This window comes from Comamonas sp., assembly GCF_009360615.1.
GTDB lineage: Bacteria > Pseudomonadota > Gammaproteobacteria > Burkholderiales > Burkholderiaceae_C > Comamonas.
This window is the reverse complement of sequence record NZ_SPEY01000042.1, coordinates 120,017-136,382: the sequence shown is the minus strand read 5'-3', so window position 1 is coordinate 136,382 and position 16,366 is coordinate 120,017. Positions and strand designations below refer to the sequence as shown.

Below are 16,366 nucleotides of genomic sequence, written 5' to 3'. Positions count from 1 at the left end.
TGAATACACCATCCAATAACACCCCTCCCGCCGTGCCTAAGTAGGCACGGCAAAAGGACACCATGCTGCGCACGCGCCATCATCGCAAACAACAACACTGGTGCATCGCATGCATGCGCGTGAACCAGCAGACGGCGGATCTGGTCCTGCCGTGCTTGAGGAAGCCAGGCAATCACAGCACCGTCTGGCTCAGATTTAATGAGTTGCTCTGCAGCCCACAGCCGTTCAGCCGGCCCCTTGGCATCAATCCAGACAAGTTGCTCTGGAGCAAGGCCGAGCTGAGCAAGGCCCATTGCGAGTGGAGTCTTCGGAGGAGCAACCAGATAGACCCGACTACCCTTGTCCGCCAGCAACTCCGGCAAGGCTGGCCCGAGCAACCGCCACTCACACAGCGCGGCCTGGGGCAGCAGCAACTCGCTCAAGCCATGAGTTGGCCAAGCGAGTCCAAACCCGTGTCCGACACCTGTGCAAGGCTGCGGGGGGTAGACGCCCTCCTCACTCTCACCGATCGAGCCAACATGACCTGCTGAGCTACGTTCAAGCGGCACATGAAGTAGTTCAATCGACGTATGGCTCGGCTGTTTCCTGGCTGGCTCTACGTTGCTGCATTTGAACGTCAAGCTTGTGGGTTTTTGCAAGCTCAAAAATGGCGCTGCTAGGATTCACCCAGCTAAAAGCCGGCCTCTCGCCAGAAGACACTTGTCGCAGTTTTCACAAACTGCGCTGCAGCGGCTTCCCAACGACCGCGAATGGCGACTTTGCCACGCCAGCGGTGTTGAAAATCGGTGTCTGCCCCCAGCGGAGTCACCACATCCAGTACCACTCTGTAGACAGGGCGCTCTGGGTACAGGGTGGACTGCAAGCTTCGGACCTGAATCATGCCGCCAGCTGCCGAAGATAGCGCAGCCTCGGAGAGCGTACGGCTCGCGTCCTGATCGACGCTGCGCACCCTCAGGTCCAGCACCGGCCCCACACCAGCGTCGGCGATGAAAATTGCGCTGTCGCCGATGCTGATGCGCTGCACATCTTCTTCCTGCACATAGGCAAGAACCTCCAAGCGATCACGGCCCACGATTCTGCCCAGCAGTTCGTTGCGGGCGAGCCAGTCTCCTGACCGCAGATCAGGATCCACATCTCGCAGCACTCCGGCGCCCGAGGCGTTCAGCCGGTAGCGACTGGCTTCGGTTTTCACCGCCTGCTGTTGAGTGGCCGCCTGCAACTGGCGCTCCTGCAGAACCTGCCAATCTCGGCGCAGCTCCGAGTCGAAGCCGGCCGCAGCTATTTGCTGTGAATACTGGATTCTCTGAGCATCGTTCTGAGCCTGAGCAGCTTTGAGCGTCGGGGAATCCAGCACAAAGACAGGCGCATCCGACTCGACTGCATGTGCGTTACCCAGTATTTGCTGTTGCAGCTGCGATGCGTCAAGCGCATGCAAAGGCCATATATCACTGGATTGCAACATGCCCTCCGTGCGAATCGGGGCGGGCATCGGAAGCCAGCACAGCGCAACAAGGACAAAGGCACCGATTGCGCTCCAGCGAGCTCTTTGACTACGCACGATTTGAGGCCAGCGTGAAGACCACGCTGAAATCTCTGACCAGACAGGCTTGGCAATGAACCACACGATTTCCACCAGAAACAGCAAAATACCCAGCGCCTTGATGAAGAAGTGGTAGACCAAGGCCGCAATACCCAAGAAAAGAACCAGTCGATACATCCAGGTAGCCCAGGCAAACAGGATCAGTCCGCGGCGTTGGATATCGGAGAAAAACTCGGGCGGAGGTTCTCCGAGCTTGAATAATCTCTCCCTCATATCCCAGCGTGCCAAGGCAAAGGCACGTGAGTGCAAATTGGGCATTTGCAGAAAATCGGACAGCAGAAAATACCCATCAAAGCGCATGAACGGGCTTGCATTGATGGCCAGGGTGCTGACCCATGTCGTGGTGGCCAGCAAGAAGGCCATGGATTGGGGTACCCCCTCCGGCAACCAGACCCAGGCCAGCAAGGCCCATGCGGCAATGATCAGCTCCGTTGCGATTCCAGCGCCCGCCACCTTGAGGCGCTGGTCACGCCGTGTCAACTTCCAGACCTCATTGGTATCTGTGTATGCCACCGGCCACAGCACCAGAAAGGCGACGCCCATGGTGGGAACGCGGCATCCGAATCGCTTGGCAGTCAAGCCGTGCCCCAGCTCATGCAATACCTTGACAAACCCCAGAGTCAAGCCGTAGGCCGCCAGGCCTTGCCAGGTCAGCGAATCAACCAAGGTCGCAGTAAACACACCCCACGCGCGGGAAACGCCCCAAAGTCCAGCGCACAGAGCCAGCAAGGTAATCCAGCCGAAAGCTCGGCTGAAAAGAAAGTCCAGTCGCGGCGCCCATCGTTTCAGCCAGCGATCGGGTTTGATCAGAGGGACCCGAAAAAAGAGGTAGTTATGCAAAAGCCATTGCATCCAGCTTGAACGCCTGGACTGCCAACGCTCGGCCAGCGCGCCCGCACTATTGGGAAGTGGCTCCAGCAGATCATTGCGCTGCGCAAACTGGAAAAGCGCATTCACGTCCTCCTGATGCAGCGTCAATGTCGTTTGAGCATTCACATCTCGCACAATCGCGTCAACGGCACCGAAATGCCAGCGCTTGAAGACCTCAAAGCTGGCCCAGTCCAGCTGGAAAAACAGATTTCGCACAGGATCATGCAGGGTCCAGCTGGGCTGGCCGTCGGGCAGCACAGGACCCGCAATTAAATCCAGCTCTTCGCGCAATGCAGCCCAGGCGGTGCTCATGCCGACTACCAGGCGAGGAATTGCCGCAGGACGGCCCAGGGTTTGCGCAAAACCCAATAGACCAGGGGCACCCAATCGCCCTGCAGTTTGGCCGTACCTTTGAGGCCAATGCGAGCGCCCTCCCTGTTGGGCGACATGGTGGCTCGCACCCGGTAGGCATAACTGCCATCCGGCCTGGCACTGGCGTCGTATGCCATGTACCGGAGCTGACCCTCGAGCCCGGCCATGGGATTGGCTGCCAGATACAGCTTGACTGTCGACGCTTGTACCAATGGAATGGCATCGCCGATGGGAATCCAGGCTTCGATTTCCACCTCATCGGGCCGGGCAATGCGCATCACGCGTTCGCCCGTCTGCACAGGCTTGCCGAGCCACTCCATGGGGGAGTCAAACAAGACCATTCCATCTTCAGGCGCCAGCACCCGGCTGCGCTCACGCTGACCGCTCAGGTATTGCACTTCGGCGCGCTTCTCGCCTATACGACCGACGAGCACGGCCAGTTGCGCCTTGGAGCGAGCATCGCCCAGAGCCAGCTGGGCGGATTGCCGGTACTCGGCTTCGGCGGTCAGCAAGGCTTGCTGGGCAACTTCCAATCGGCTGCTGATCTGCGCCTCATCCAGTCCAAACAAGCGTTCACCTTTACGGACCACTTGATTGGGCTGGACATGAATCTGATCGATGACGCCATCCAAAGGTGCTCTCAACACCACAGGCTGGGCTGCTACCAGTTCACCCGGAGCAAGAACGCTCATATGCACAGGGACAGCACCAATCGCAATAAGCCCGCCAATGATCCAGACAGGCTTTCTCTGCCACCAGCTCCTGGCTGCAGTTATTGATAGCGCCGCAGGCTTTCGCCAGAACCTGGATTGGCCTGCCTGCAGTGCAGAGTACGCATGGAACCAGATATGACACCATTCTGCGAGCAGCGGAAAACGCTGCTCTTCAATAGGCTGCGGCCCTGAAAGCAACAGCCCGCCGCAACAAACAGGTGTCTGGGCATCCTGCACAAGAGGCACCCATACCGCATAAGCGCCCAGCCATTCGTTCCAGGAACTGGCCAGCTCGGGAGGAAGCTGAGCCGGCTCAATGCGCCGAACCTGAACGGATGGCTGCGCCTGGAGAAACTGGCCAACCCCGTGCAGCCACTGCGCATAAGGAGTGTTCCTGTCGGTCTCGACCACGCCGGACAGCGCCGTCACACCGTCCTTATCCAGCCACAAACATGCTTGACGGTAAGGCACGAGCAAACGGCTGTCGTTGACCAGCAAAAAACGCAGTTCGGCGCTGCTGCGCGCGGCCCTGGCTCGATGCCCAAGCTCGAGCAGCAGCATTGCCGGGTTTGCGTTCTGAGGAGAAACGGCTGCATTCATCGCACAACCGCCTCATGGGCAGCACCCATCAATCCTTTAGCCATGGACATACATGGACATCCTTTTCCCCGCCTGCTGATTCGCTGCATTTGCCATCTTCTCACTCAGCCCAGCCCTCCCTGCGGGTGCACTGGACGTGGCCCTTGCCTCGCCGATGACCACTTTGACAGTCCGCACCGACTCGTGGCCTTTTCCATCGCTGACCTTGATCTGCAGGACAAGTGTTGTGCTGAGATCCTTGGGAGCATGAATGGTCAGCTGGCCGCTTTGACGATCCAGGCGAACCCATCCGGGCAACTCCTGCCGGTCGGCGAAGCTGAACCGGAGTGACTCGATATCCCACGGACTATCCGATGCCAGGAGTACGGGCTTCAGGTCCAGAATGCTGGCTCCCGTCGAAACGGAGAACTGCTCAGTTGCTGGATCAAATCCAGAGTGATTGGATTCTGCCGGCGCGAAAAGCGACGCCCACACCCAGTCATTGACGCCTGCAATTGACTGCGGAACTCCGTATCCGGACCAATGCTCAGAACCATGCATCCCTCCGCGCTGAGACGACATGTTGAGCGCCGTCGAGGTGGACTGCAGAAAATCTGCATTCGGCTCTGACACCTCTGAAGCTTGGAATGGTGCGAGGCCAGGCCCTGCAGGCAGATCATTCATGGCCGGCAGTCCCGGAGGCTGCACTGCCGGAGGGACCAAGGGTTCAACAATTCCGTTGAGTGAGGTCACCGGAGATGCATTGCCTGCCGCGTCCTTTTGCTGGACCCAGAGATTGAATGCCCCCAGAGCAGCTAGCTGCACCGCGTTGCCGCGGCCTTCAATCCAGGAAGCGCCATTGTCCAGGGAATACTGCCAGCTTCCTCCCTCTTCCAGACCGGAGATGATGGCCAAGCCTGTTGGAGAGACTTGTCGCCCATCCACCAGCGTGGCTTGATCGAGAGCAATTTCCAGTGCAACCGGGTCCTGGGTATCGATGGCATAGCCATTGGATGCCGTATTGCCCGTTCCGCTATTTCCGGCCGCATCCACATAAGCGCTGTTGTTCAGCGTGATCATATTGCTGGCCTGGGTGATGCCGGCCGCGGGCGTCAGGCTCGCTGTCCAGGTCACGCCGCCATCGCTGGACATCAGGTTGCTCAGAGCTCCATGCTCGACGATGAAGTCGGACAGTTCAAGCCCCGTCACGGCTTCACTAAAGGTGATGGTCACCAGCGAAGTCTCACCCACCTTCAGCGCACTGTCGGCCACCACGATGGTGGCTGTCGGGCGCTGGGTGTCGATGGCGTAGTTATTCGAATCCGTCGTGCCGCTGCCCGTGTTGCCCGCTGCATCCACATAGCTGCTGTTGTCCAGCGTGATGAAGTTGCTGGTGTCGGTGATGCCGACCGTTGGCGTCAGGGTCGCCGTCCAGGTGGTGCCGCCGTCGCTGCTGACAAGGTTGCTCAATGTGCCGTTGGCCACGGTGAAGTCAGCGGTGGTCAGTCCACTAACCGCTTCGCTGAAGGTGATGGTGACAGTGCTGCCCTCACCCACCGTCAGCGCCGTATCCGCCACCACAATGGTGGCCGCCGGGCGCTGGGTGTCGATGGCGTAGTTGTTCGAGTCGGTGGTGCCCGCTCCCGCATTGCCAGCCTTGTCTGTCACTCCGGCGTTGTTCAGCGTGATCCGGTTGACCGTGCTTTCCACGTTGGCCGTGGGCGTGAAGGTAGCCGTCCAGGTGACGCCGCCATCGCTGCTGCTGACCGCACTCAAGGTGCCGCCGCTGACGCTCAGATCGGCATTGGTGAAGTCGTTCACGGCTTCGCTAAAGGTGATGGTGACCGTGCTGGTCTCGCCCACTGCCAGCGCCGTGTCCGCCACCACAATGGTGGCCGTCGGTCGCAGGGTGTCGATCGCGTAGTTGTTGGAAATCGCAATACCGGCCCCGACGTTGCCCGCATTGTCGAAAACCAGCGCGGTGTCGAGCACGATCAGGTTAGTCGGATCGGTAATCGCCACGGTGGGCGTCAGGGTCGCGGTCCAGGTCTTGCCGCCGTCGCTGCTGGCCAGGTTGGACAGCACGCCGTTGGCGACGCTGAGGTCGGCCAGGCTGAAGCCCGTGACCACTTCATTGAAGGCAATGGTCACCGTGGTGGTCTGGCCGACGCTCAGGTTGGGATTGGCCACGGTGATGGTCGCCGTTGGCCGCTGCGTATCGATCGCGTAGTTGTTGGACGTCGTCGTACCGGCACCGGCGTTACCGGCGGCGTTCTCCACGCCGCTGTTGCTCAGCGTGATGACGTTGCTGGTGTCGGTAATGTTCACGCTTGGCGTGAAGGTCGCGCTCCAGGTGACGCCACCGTCGTTGCTGCTCACGGCGCTGAGGGTGCCATTCTCCACCGTCAGGTCGGCATTGGTGAACCCCGTAACCGCCTCGCTGAAAGTGATGGTCACCTGCGAGGTGGCACCGACATTCAACGTCGGATTTCTCACCACGATGGTCGCCGTTGGGCGCACCGTGTCGATGGTGAAGTTCGCCGAGTTGGTCACGCCGACGCCGGCGTTGCCGGCCAGGTCGGTATAGCCGGTATTGTTCAGGGCGATCACGTTGCTGGTGTCACGAACGTTGGCATTCGGGGTGTAGGTCGCCGTCCAGGTGATCCCGCCATCGCTGGAACTGAGCGTGCCGAGCGTGCCGTTGGGCACGCTCAGGTCGGTGTTGTCGAGACCGGTCACCGCCTCGCTGAAGGTGATGGTCACGGTGGTGCTTTCGCCAGCCGACAACGTTGGGTCGCTTATAACGATGGTCGCTGTGGGACGGATGCTGTCCACTGCATAGGCATTCGAGTCGGTGGTGCCTGAACCCGCGTTACCGGCAATGTCTGTCACGCCGGTATTGGCCAGGCTGATACGGTTGTTGCCGGCGTTCACGCCCAACACCGGCGTCAGGGTGGCAGTCCAGGTGATGTTGTCGCTGGTGGTCAGGTTGCTCAGCGTACCGTTGCTGGCCGTCAGGTCGGCCAGGCTGAAACCGGTCACCGCCTCGCTGAAGGTAATGGTCACCTGCGAAGTGCGGCCAATGCCCAGTTGGTTGTCCGCCACCACAATGGTCGCCGTCGGCCGCTGGGTATCGATCACGTAGTTGTTGGACGTGGTGAGGCCGGTGCCGGCGTTGCCCGACGAGGCCGCGTTGACACCACTGTTGTCCAGGGTGATGTGGTTGGCCGCGTTGCTGATGTTGCCGGCCGGGGTGAAGGTCGCTGTCCAGGTGATACCCCCGTCGGCGCTGCTCACCGCGCTCAGGGTACCGCCCACTACCGTCAGGTCGGCGTTGGTGAAACCGCTCACCGCCTGGCTGAAGGTGATGGTCACCTGCGAGGTGTCGCCGATCTTCAGCGCCGGGTTGGACATCACGATGACCGCGGTGGGCCGCACGGTGTCGATGGTGAAGTTCGCCGAGCTGGTGGTACCGGCACCGCTGTTGCCGGCGATGTCGGCCACACCGGTATTGGCCAGGCTGACGACATTGGTCGCGCTGTTGGTGTTGGCATCCGGGGTGAAGATCGCGGTCCAGGTGATGCCGCCGTCGCTGCTGCTCAGGTTGCTCAGGGTGCCGTGGCCGGCGTTCAGATCGCCCAGGGTAAAACCAGTCACCGCTTCGCTGAAGGTGATGGTCACCTGCGAGGTCTCGCCGGCGCGCAGGGTCGGGTCCGACATGACGATGGTGGCCGTTGGGCGCTGGGTGTCGATGGCGTAGTTGTTCGACACGCTGGTGCCGGTACCGGCGTTGCCGGCCGTGTCGGTGTAGCCGGTGTTGTCCAGGCTGACGACATTGGTCGCGCTGTTGGTGTTGGCATCCGGGGTGAAGATCGCGGTCCAGGTGACGCCGCCATCGCTGCTGGTCACCGCGCTCAGGGTACCGCCCGACACCGTCAGGTCACTGTTGGAGAAGCCGGTCACCGCCTCGCTGAAGGTGATGGTCACCTGCGCGGTCTGGCCGATGATCAGCGAACTCTTGTCGATGGCCACGGTGGCGGTGGGCCGCACGCCATCGATGGCATAGTTGCTGGACGTGGTGGTTCCGCTGCCGGCGTTGCCCGCCCCGTCGAGCACACCCGTGTTGTCGAGAATGACGTGGTTAATGGCGCTGCTGATACCCGCCGTCGGGGTGAAGGTGGCGGTCCAGGTGACACCGCCGTCGCTGCTGCTTACCGCGCTCAGGGTGCCGTTGCTCACCGTCAGGTCATCGTTGGTAAAGTCGCTCACCGCTTCGCTGAAGGTGATGGTCACCTGCGACGTCTGGCCGATGCCCATGTTCGGGTTGGCGAACACGATGGTCGCGGTCGGCCGCTGGGTGTCGACCGAGTAGGTGTTGGAGTTGGTGGTGCCGGCACCGGCGTTGCCCGCCAGGTCGTTGACCCCGGAGTTGTTCAGGGTGACGACATCGCCGCTGTGGGTGACACCATTGGTCGGGGTCAGGGTCGCGGTCCAGGTGATGTTGTCGCTGGTGCTCAGGTTGCTCAGGGTGCCGTTGGACGCGCTCAGGTCTGCCAGGTTGAAATCGGTCACCGCCTCGCTGAAGGTGATGGTGACCGTGCTGGCTTCGCCCACTGCCAGCGCCGTTTCGGACACCACGATGGTGGCTGTCGGGCGCTGGGTGTCCACCGCGACTCCAGCGGTGCTGCCCACGCCATTGAGATTCAGATTCAAGTCATTGCCCGCCATGTCGGTCAGTTGCTCGCCACGCAGGTCGAGGCTGTTGACCACGATACCGTTGGCGTCGTTGTCGCCGGCCTGCACGATGTACTGGAACATCAGTGCCGAACCGCCGCTGCCGGAGACATAAGTGGCATAGCGAGTCACCCCGCCCACATCCAGCACCAGGCGTGGCGGCAGTACGCCGGTCTGCAGCGCTTCGCTGGCGTTGACGGTGAAGGTCAGCACGTCGCCGGCCTTGTAGTTGCCAGCGAGCGGCGTGGTGACGCTGGTCACGGTCGGCACCACGCCGTCGACGTTGACGTTGGCAGTACTGGCCACAGCGTTGAGGGTCACCACGGTGTCGTTGCCGGCCGTGTCGCGGATGCTGCCGCCATTGAGCTGCAGCGTGCTGCCCAGGGTCACGCCATTGCTGTCCAACTGGCCGCTGGCGGCGGTCAGGCGGAACACAAGGGCGCTGCCGCCGGAGCCGGAGACGTACTCGGCATACACGGTGCCACCGGTATCCAGGGTCACGACGATGCGCGGCACGCCCCCGGTGGTATCGACCACCACGTTCTCGCTGAAGTTGACCGTGAAATCGAGGTTCTGGCCAATGATGTAGGTGCCGTCGGTCGGTGCCTGGACGCTGCCGACCACCGGCACCACGCCATCGACCACGATAGCGCTGCGTCCGCCGAGGGAATCGGCGCCGCCCACGGTCGGCAGGGTCAGGACCGCCAAGTCGCTGGTGGCGTTGGTGATGAACGCGCCATTGAGCTGCAGCGCCGTGGTGCTCTGGAAGTCCAGGTCGGCGCTGATATCGCCGGCCTGCACGGTGTACTTGAACACCAGGGTGTTGCTGCCCGAACCGCTGACGTACACCGCGTTGCGATCGACCAGCCCGGTCTCCAGCAACAGGCTCGGGGTACCGCCGCTGACGGTGACGGCCTGGTCCCAGGACACGTTGATCAGCACTTCGTCGCCGACCTTCACCGCACGGTCGGGGCCCTGTGCGGACACGCTGGTCACCTTCGGATTCAACGGGACCACGTCGATCGCGACAGTGTCGATATCAAGCTTGGCCCCGCCGCTGCCGGAATTGCCGTTGTCGTTGGTCTCGATGGTCAGGCTGGCAGCACCGAGGAAATTGCTCGCCGAGCGGAAGCTCAGGCTCTGCAGCGCGGCGTTGATATTGGCCAGGGTGCCTTCGAAGCTCATGCTGATGTTGTTCACACCGGTCCCGGTGACCAGGGTGATACCGCTAAGGCTGCCCAGGGTCAGCAGGCCGTTGTTGGCCGTCAGGGTCACTGTGAGCAGGCCACCGTTGGCATCCACGTCACTGATGGAAATGGCATTGCCATTGGCGTTGTTGAAGGCCAGGGCAACGCCCTGCTGCGCGGTTTGCGCGCCCGGCACGCTGTTGACCGGCGTGTCGTTGACGGCGGCGACATTGAGGGTCACGGCCCTGGTGTCGCTCAGCGCGGGGCCGCCGGTGTTGCCGTTGTCGTCGATCTTCACCGTCAGGATCACGCTGGCGGTGGCGTCCTGGGCGGTCTTGAAGGTAAGGCTGTTGGCCGCAAGGAAGAAGTTGATATCGGCCAGGCTGCCCGACAGGGTCAGTTCACCCGTTCCGGAACCGACGACGGTCACACCCAGGCCGCTGGTGGCCGTCAGGGTGCCAGTCGGTACCGAGAAGGTCGCGGTGACGGTATTGGTGCCGGCATCGACGTCGGTGAAGCTGATACCGCTGATAACGCTGGCAACATCCTCGGTCACGGTGATGGATGGCGGCACGGTGGCCACCGGTGCGTCGTTTACCTCGGTGACCACCAGGGAAAGCTGGTTGGTGTAGTCGCTGACACTGCCCGTGTTGGCTCTCATTGCGAGGATCACAGGCGCAGTGGCGTTGGCAGCCGTGGTGAAGGTCAGCCGGTTGTTGGCGATGAAGGTGTTGATGTTGGCGATGCTGCCATCAAGGATCAGCGTGGTCGACGTACCACTGACCAGCACGCCGCCGGCGCTCACCGCACTGAGGGTGCCGCTGGTCACGGTCAGGGTGACCGTGGCGTTGAGCGAATCGACATCGCTGACGCTGATGCCGGTGATCGCAGTGGGCACGTCCTCGGTCACCTGGATGGTGGCAGGGAAACTGATGATCGGGGCGTCGTCCACGGCGGTGATGGTCACGCTGCGCGAGACCGTCACCGAGGCCAAGCCATCACCGTCGGTCACCTGGAACTGCACGACACGGTTGCTGGTGGTCGGGCTTTCCGAGCCGTTGTTGTAGGTCACCGCGCGCAGGGCCGCCTGGAATTGCGCCAGGGTGGCCTGGTTGCCGGCTGAAGTCAGGGTCAGGATGCCGGTGCTGGAATCCCAGCTTGCCTGGATATTGCCCATGGTCGCCGGGTCGGTGACCAGCGCCAGTACGTCCTGGGCACTGTTGTAGCTGGAGAAGCGCACGGTGGCGCTGCCCGGGTTCGGGCCATCCGGGTCGGACAGGGTCAGGTTGGAGTCCACCACTACCGGGGTGGAGGCCACGTTGTTGCCTTCGGTCCAGACCACGCTGCCGCCGCTCGGGGTCAGCACCGGGCGGTCGTTGACCGCAGTCACGGTGACCGAGGCGGTATCGGTCGCCGTGGAATAGGCCGAGGTGCCGCCGGAGGTGCTGGTATTGATCTTGGCACCCTGGAAGCCGGCGGTGCCGTTGGTCTGGTCCCAGGCCTTGTAGGTGATGGTCGCCGTTTCGCCATGGATGCCGTCCGGGACGAAGCGGACCCGGTCCGTCGGACGCAGGATCAACGCCGCCGTGTTGGAGACGATACCGACATCGGTCCAGGTGGTGCCGCCATTGGTGGTGAACTGCCACTTGCCATAGGTGGCGGTCAGGCCGGTGATGGCGATGCCCTTCACGGCGCCCGTATCGACATCGGTGATGCCGCCGGTCAGCGAGCTGACCAGGTCACCGGCGTTGGTGGTGGAGGTATCGGTCAGCGGCGACAGGCTCGGCGACACCGGGTTCACCAACGGCGCATCGTTGACGGCGGTGACCGTCAGGTTGGCCTGGGCGGTGCCGGTGGAGAAGGCACTGGTGCCGCCGTTGCCGGAGGTATCGGCCAGGCCGCGGCTGCCATTGGCGGAAGCGCTGCCGGAGGTCTGGTCCCAAGCGCGGAACCCCATGGCGACGGTCTCGTTGTTGGCACCGTCGGGGATATAGCGCACATAGGTCGTGGAGCTGAGCAACAGCGCGCTGGTCGGCGCCACGCTGCCGAAGTCGGTCCAGTTGCTGTTGTCGGTGGAGTACTGCCAGGTGCCGCGACCGGTGGTGACGTAAACGGCGATACCGCGCAGCGCGCTGACGTCGGGATCGACATAGGAGGTGCTGGCCAGCAGGGTCGAGATCAGCACGCCGGGCGTCGTGGTGTCTTCGTTGGTGTTCGGGAAGGTGTACGGGCCGCCACTGAGCGTCGGCGCGTCGTTGACCGCGACCACGGTCACGGTGCTGAGGATGCCTACCGCGGCGGTGTTGAGCCCGCTGTTGGACGTGCCACCGTTGTCGCGCACGGAGTCCACGCTCACCACCCGGTTGGCGGTGTTCGGGCTTTCGCTGTCGTTGCGGTAGGCCATGGCGTTGAGGATGGCTTGCGCTGCCGAGCTGGACAGGCCGCTGTGGGTCAGGGTGATGGTTGCGGTACCGCTGACCACCGAGACCGAGACCGTCGTGCCGTTGATCGCGGTCACCACGTTGGTGCCGTTGACCAGGTTCACGTCGCTGCCGTCGATCACCAGTTTCTCTGCCGCACCGTTGGCGACGTTGGTGACGGTGAAGCTCATCTGGATCACGCTCTGCCCGGTCTCGACGGTATTGATCGTCGCGCCGCTGAACAGCTGCACCGCCGAACCGTTCTCGGTGTAGGTGGGGTTGGTGCCGCTGACATTGACCACCGGGGCATCGTTGACCGAAAGGACGTCGAGGGTGACCGTCGACACCGTGCTGCTGCCGCCGGCACCGTCGTCCATGCTGATCGAGACGCTGCGCGTGGCCGCCGACGGCTCGATGGTATTGGAATTGCGGTAGGCCAGGTTCTGCACCAGCGCAGCGACGGTGGTCGCCGTGGCGTTGCTGGTAAGGGTGATCACCAGCGGATTGCCGTTGCTGCCGCCGGTGAAGGTACCGATCACCAGGCCGTTGTACAGGATCGAGGCGCCGGACAGCACGATCTGGTTGGCCCCGGCACCCTGGTCGCGAATGAACAGCACGTCTTCGGCGCTGGTGCCGCCACTGGCGATCTGCACCGTCAGCTTGCCGCCGTTGAAGTTGGCCGAGTCGGCGTCGCTGATGGTGGCGTCGCCGTTCTGGTCGAGCAGCACGTAGGCGGCGTCCTCGCGGTAGCTGACAAGGTCGCCGTTGAGGTTGCCGATCACCGGCGCCGCCACCGCGGTCACGGTGAAGTTCAGCGCGGTATTGTTCTGGATGCCCTTGTACACCTGGCCGTTGGCGTTGGCGAACGCCTTGTTGTCGATGCGTACGGCGTAGGCCACGCCCGCCACCATGTCCGCTGGCGGGTCGATGGTCCAGGTGGTGCCGGAGCCGGTGACCGCACCGCTGCCCACGGCGATGGTCTGGATGATCGCGTTGTCGCTGGTACGCACGATATAGATGTTGCCCGTGCCCTTGGCCACCGACTGGTCGAAGGTCAGGGTGATATTGGCATTCGGGGTGACGGTCAGGCTGTCGTCCGCCGGGCTGGAGCTGACCAGCTTCGGCAGGCTGCCGCTTTGGTAGAAGATGGCGGTGCTGGCTGCCGTGGACGAGGTGGAGATCAGGTCGAGATCGCCGTCGCCGTCGAAGTCGCCGACACGGAACTGCTGGGCGTTCATGTCCGGCAGGGTCACGTTGGCGAACGGCGAACTGGCCTGGTCCACGTCGACGAAGGTGCCGTTGTCGTTGCGCACGTAACGGAAGACCGTACCGTTGTTGCCGGTCTGGTAAAGGATATCGGCGTCGCCGTCGCCATCGAAGTCGGCGACGATCGCCCGGGTCACGGACACGGTCGGCAGGGCCGCGGTGGCGGTCATATCGACGAAGACGCCGTTGTTGTTGCGGAAATAGCGCATCTGCATGCCCGACGCGACATGGATCAGGTCGGTGTAGCCATCGCCATCGACGTCGGCGGCCTTGTAGTTGTAGGCGTTGAAGTCGGGCAAGGTGATACCGGCGAACGGCCAGGCGGCGCCGCTGGCACTGGTCAGGGTGGTAAAGCTTGGCGTGGCGCTGCCGCTGTTCACCGCCAGTGCCCAGGACGAGCCGGTGCCGCCAGTCTGGTAGAGGACGTCGAGGGCACCGTCGCCGTTGAAATCACCCACTAGCGTACGCACGCCGAAGCTCGGACCACTGACGTCCTGACTGGTGAAGCCCGAGCCGGTGTTGAGGTAGAGCTTCATGGTCGGACCACTGACGGGAGCAGCCAGTAGATCGATGCGACCATCGCCGTTGAAGTCCCCGGCGTGGAAGTTGGCACCGCCAGTGGCGGCGTCGGTAAGGGTCAGGCCGGCGAACATCGAGTTGGCCTGGCTGAAGATGGTGAAGGTGCCGTCTGAATTGCTCTGCGCAAAGCTCCAGGCACCACCAGCACCTGCAGCCTGGTAGAGGATGTCGGCACGCCCATCGCTGTTAAAGTCGCCGACCACGTACTTCATCTGGTTGGTGGTGGTACCCAGCACAGGCGCGCTGGCCACCGCGCCGCCGGTAAAGATCGAAGCCATCAGGCTGTCGTACCCACCGACGCTCAAGGCGCTGGTCTCGATGGCACCACTGCTGCGCTCGAGCGTCCAGTTGCCGCCCAGAGCCGCAGCGCCGGTATCGTCTGCCGATGCCGCCACATCGGCGCCGGTGATGGCCGCCAGTTGGTCCAGGAAGTACTGGCCCTTGTCGCCCTGGCCCACATCGCAGCCGTACAGCAACAGATCGCCATCGGCCTTCAGCGCCGCGCCAATGCTCTGCAAGGCAGTGCTGTGCTCGGCCAGGTTGCCGCTGCTGAGCCAGACATTGCCCATCTGCACCGTGCCGTCTGCGCCGTGGGACAGCAGGTGAATAGCGTCCAGCCCGCTGCGCCCCTGCAGGTAGTCGGCCATCTGCTGCAGGCCGTCTTTGCTGGCGTCCAGAATCACCACTTCGGCGTTGCTGGCAAGTCCTGCCAGCAATTCACCGATGTTGGACACCTGGCTGTCCACAAACACCACCTCCTGGCGCTGGACGGAGGACGGCGAAGCCTCGGTGCTTCTCTGCGCTTCTGCGGTCAGTGCATGCCGCAGTGCGCCGGCCGCATCCACCGCGTGCTCCGCCGCTGCAGCGTCGGTGGCGGCATGCGCCACATCCACCGCAGCAGCACCGTCAAACATAAAGCGCTGCTCCAATGCCAGCGGGCGTACGGCAGAGGCCGGCTGCAGGCGCTGGGGGGCATCGGTCTTCACTGCCTGCGCCTTCATGGCCTGTGTCAGACGGTTCCAGAATGGGCGAGATTTGCGGGTCATCAAAGTGTCCTTCCGGGATGAAGGTGGCATGGCGCTTGCCTGCCTTGCAGGTTCAGACCGCCGGCTTGCCCTTTTCCTGGGAGCGGTCGGTCTCTGACTACCTGACTATAAAAATATGAGCATGTTGCGCCTTCCATATATAGACTTCAGCATAAAAATGATCTGAAACCTTTTAATGGCATGCGCAACATGCTCTTGTATTTGAATACCTAGGGCTTACCGGTCGAGGGCGGTGCCAGCAGCACCTGCCCGCTCATGCCGGCGATCAGTTCGCCAAACTTTCCGTGTATGGCCGCATTGACCTTCACGGACTGGCTCACCGGGTCGACGCGCGCGGCCAGGCGCTGCACCTTGGCGGGATAGGTTTTGCCGGTCTCGTCAATACGCACCTGGAATTCCGAGCCCGAATGCAGCCAGCTGAGCCAGCGCGAAGGCACCAGAAACTCCAGCTCCAGTGCAGAGTCGTCCAGAATGTCCAGCAGTGCCTGACCCGGCTGCGCATATTGCTGCTCGCGGATCTTCTGCTCGGCCACACGACCGGCATAGGGCGCGGTGATCTGGCACTTGCTCAGCAGGCTTCGGTTGGCGGCGACTTCGGCCTTGGCCTTGTTCCATTCGGCCTGAGAAACATCCAGCTCCACCTTGCCGACGGAGTTCAGCTCCGCCAGGCGCTGGTTGGCCTTCCAGGTCTTCTCGGTGGCATCCACGCCCGCCTGGGCCTTGTTCAGCTGGGCTTGCGGCAGGCTGCAGTCAAACTGCACCAGCAGCTGCCCCTGGCGAAAGGCCCCGCCCTCCACCACCGGCAGGCGCTGCACCTTGGCGCCGATTTCGGCCGCCAAGGTGGTGTAGCGGCGCGGTGCGAGCTGGGCGCGGATCTCGCGCTGATCCAGCACGCTGGGCAAGGAGGCCTGAGTCCTGGCAAGACTCTGTGCTGCCGGGCCGGTCTGGGCCAGAGCGGCGAGCGACAAACCCAATGCCAGGCCCAGAATCAAGGGAGACA

The 16,366-nt window shown here is 62.7% G+C and carries 4 protein-coding genes and 1 pseudogene; all 5 read right to left on the bottom strand.

Annotation, left to right across the window (positions count from 1 at the left end; genetic code table 11):
- Positions 1-422, bottom strand: a pseudogene (locus E2583_RS13180) (recombinase RecA); the annotation flags it as partial.
- A 248-nt stretch (positions 423-670) separates the two neighbouring features.
- Positions 671-2,782, bottom strand: a complete 2,112-nt coding sequence (locus tag E2583_RS13175; RefSeq protein WP_291596418.1) for a site-2 protease family protein — start codon at positions 2,780-2,782, stop codon at positions 671-673.
- A gap of 5 nt (positions 2,783-2,787) precedes the next feature.
- Positions 2,788-4,155, bottom strand: a complete 1,368-nt coding sequence (locus tag E2583_RS13170; protein ID WP_291596416.1) for an HlyD family efflux transporter periplasmic adaptor subunit — start codon at positions 4,153-4,155, stop codon at positions 2,788-2,790.
- Positions 4,156-4,191: 36 nt separating this feature from the next.
- Complete coding sequence (locus E2583_RS13165) at positions 4,192-15,366, bottom strand: Ig-like domain-containing protein (protein WP_291596414.1); 11,175 nt, start codon at positions 15,364-15,366, stop codon at positions 4,192-4,194.
- A 209-nt stretch (positions 15,367-15,575) separates the two neighbouring features.
- Positions 15,576-16,358, bottom strand: a complete 783-nt coding sequence (locus tag E2583_RS13160; protein WP_367158596.1) for an efflux RND transporter periplasmic adaptor subunit — start codon at positions 16,356-16,358, stop codon at positions 15,576-15,578.
- Positions 16,359-16,366 lie beyond the last annotated feature (8 nt).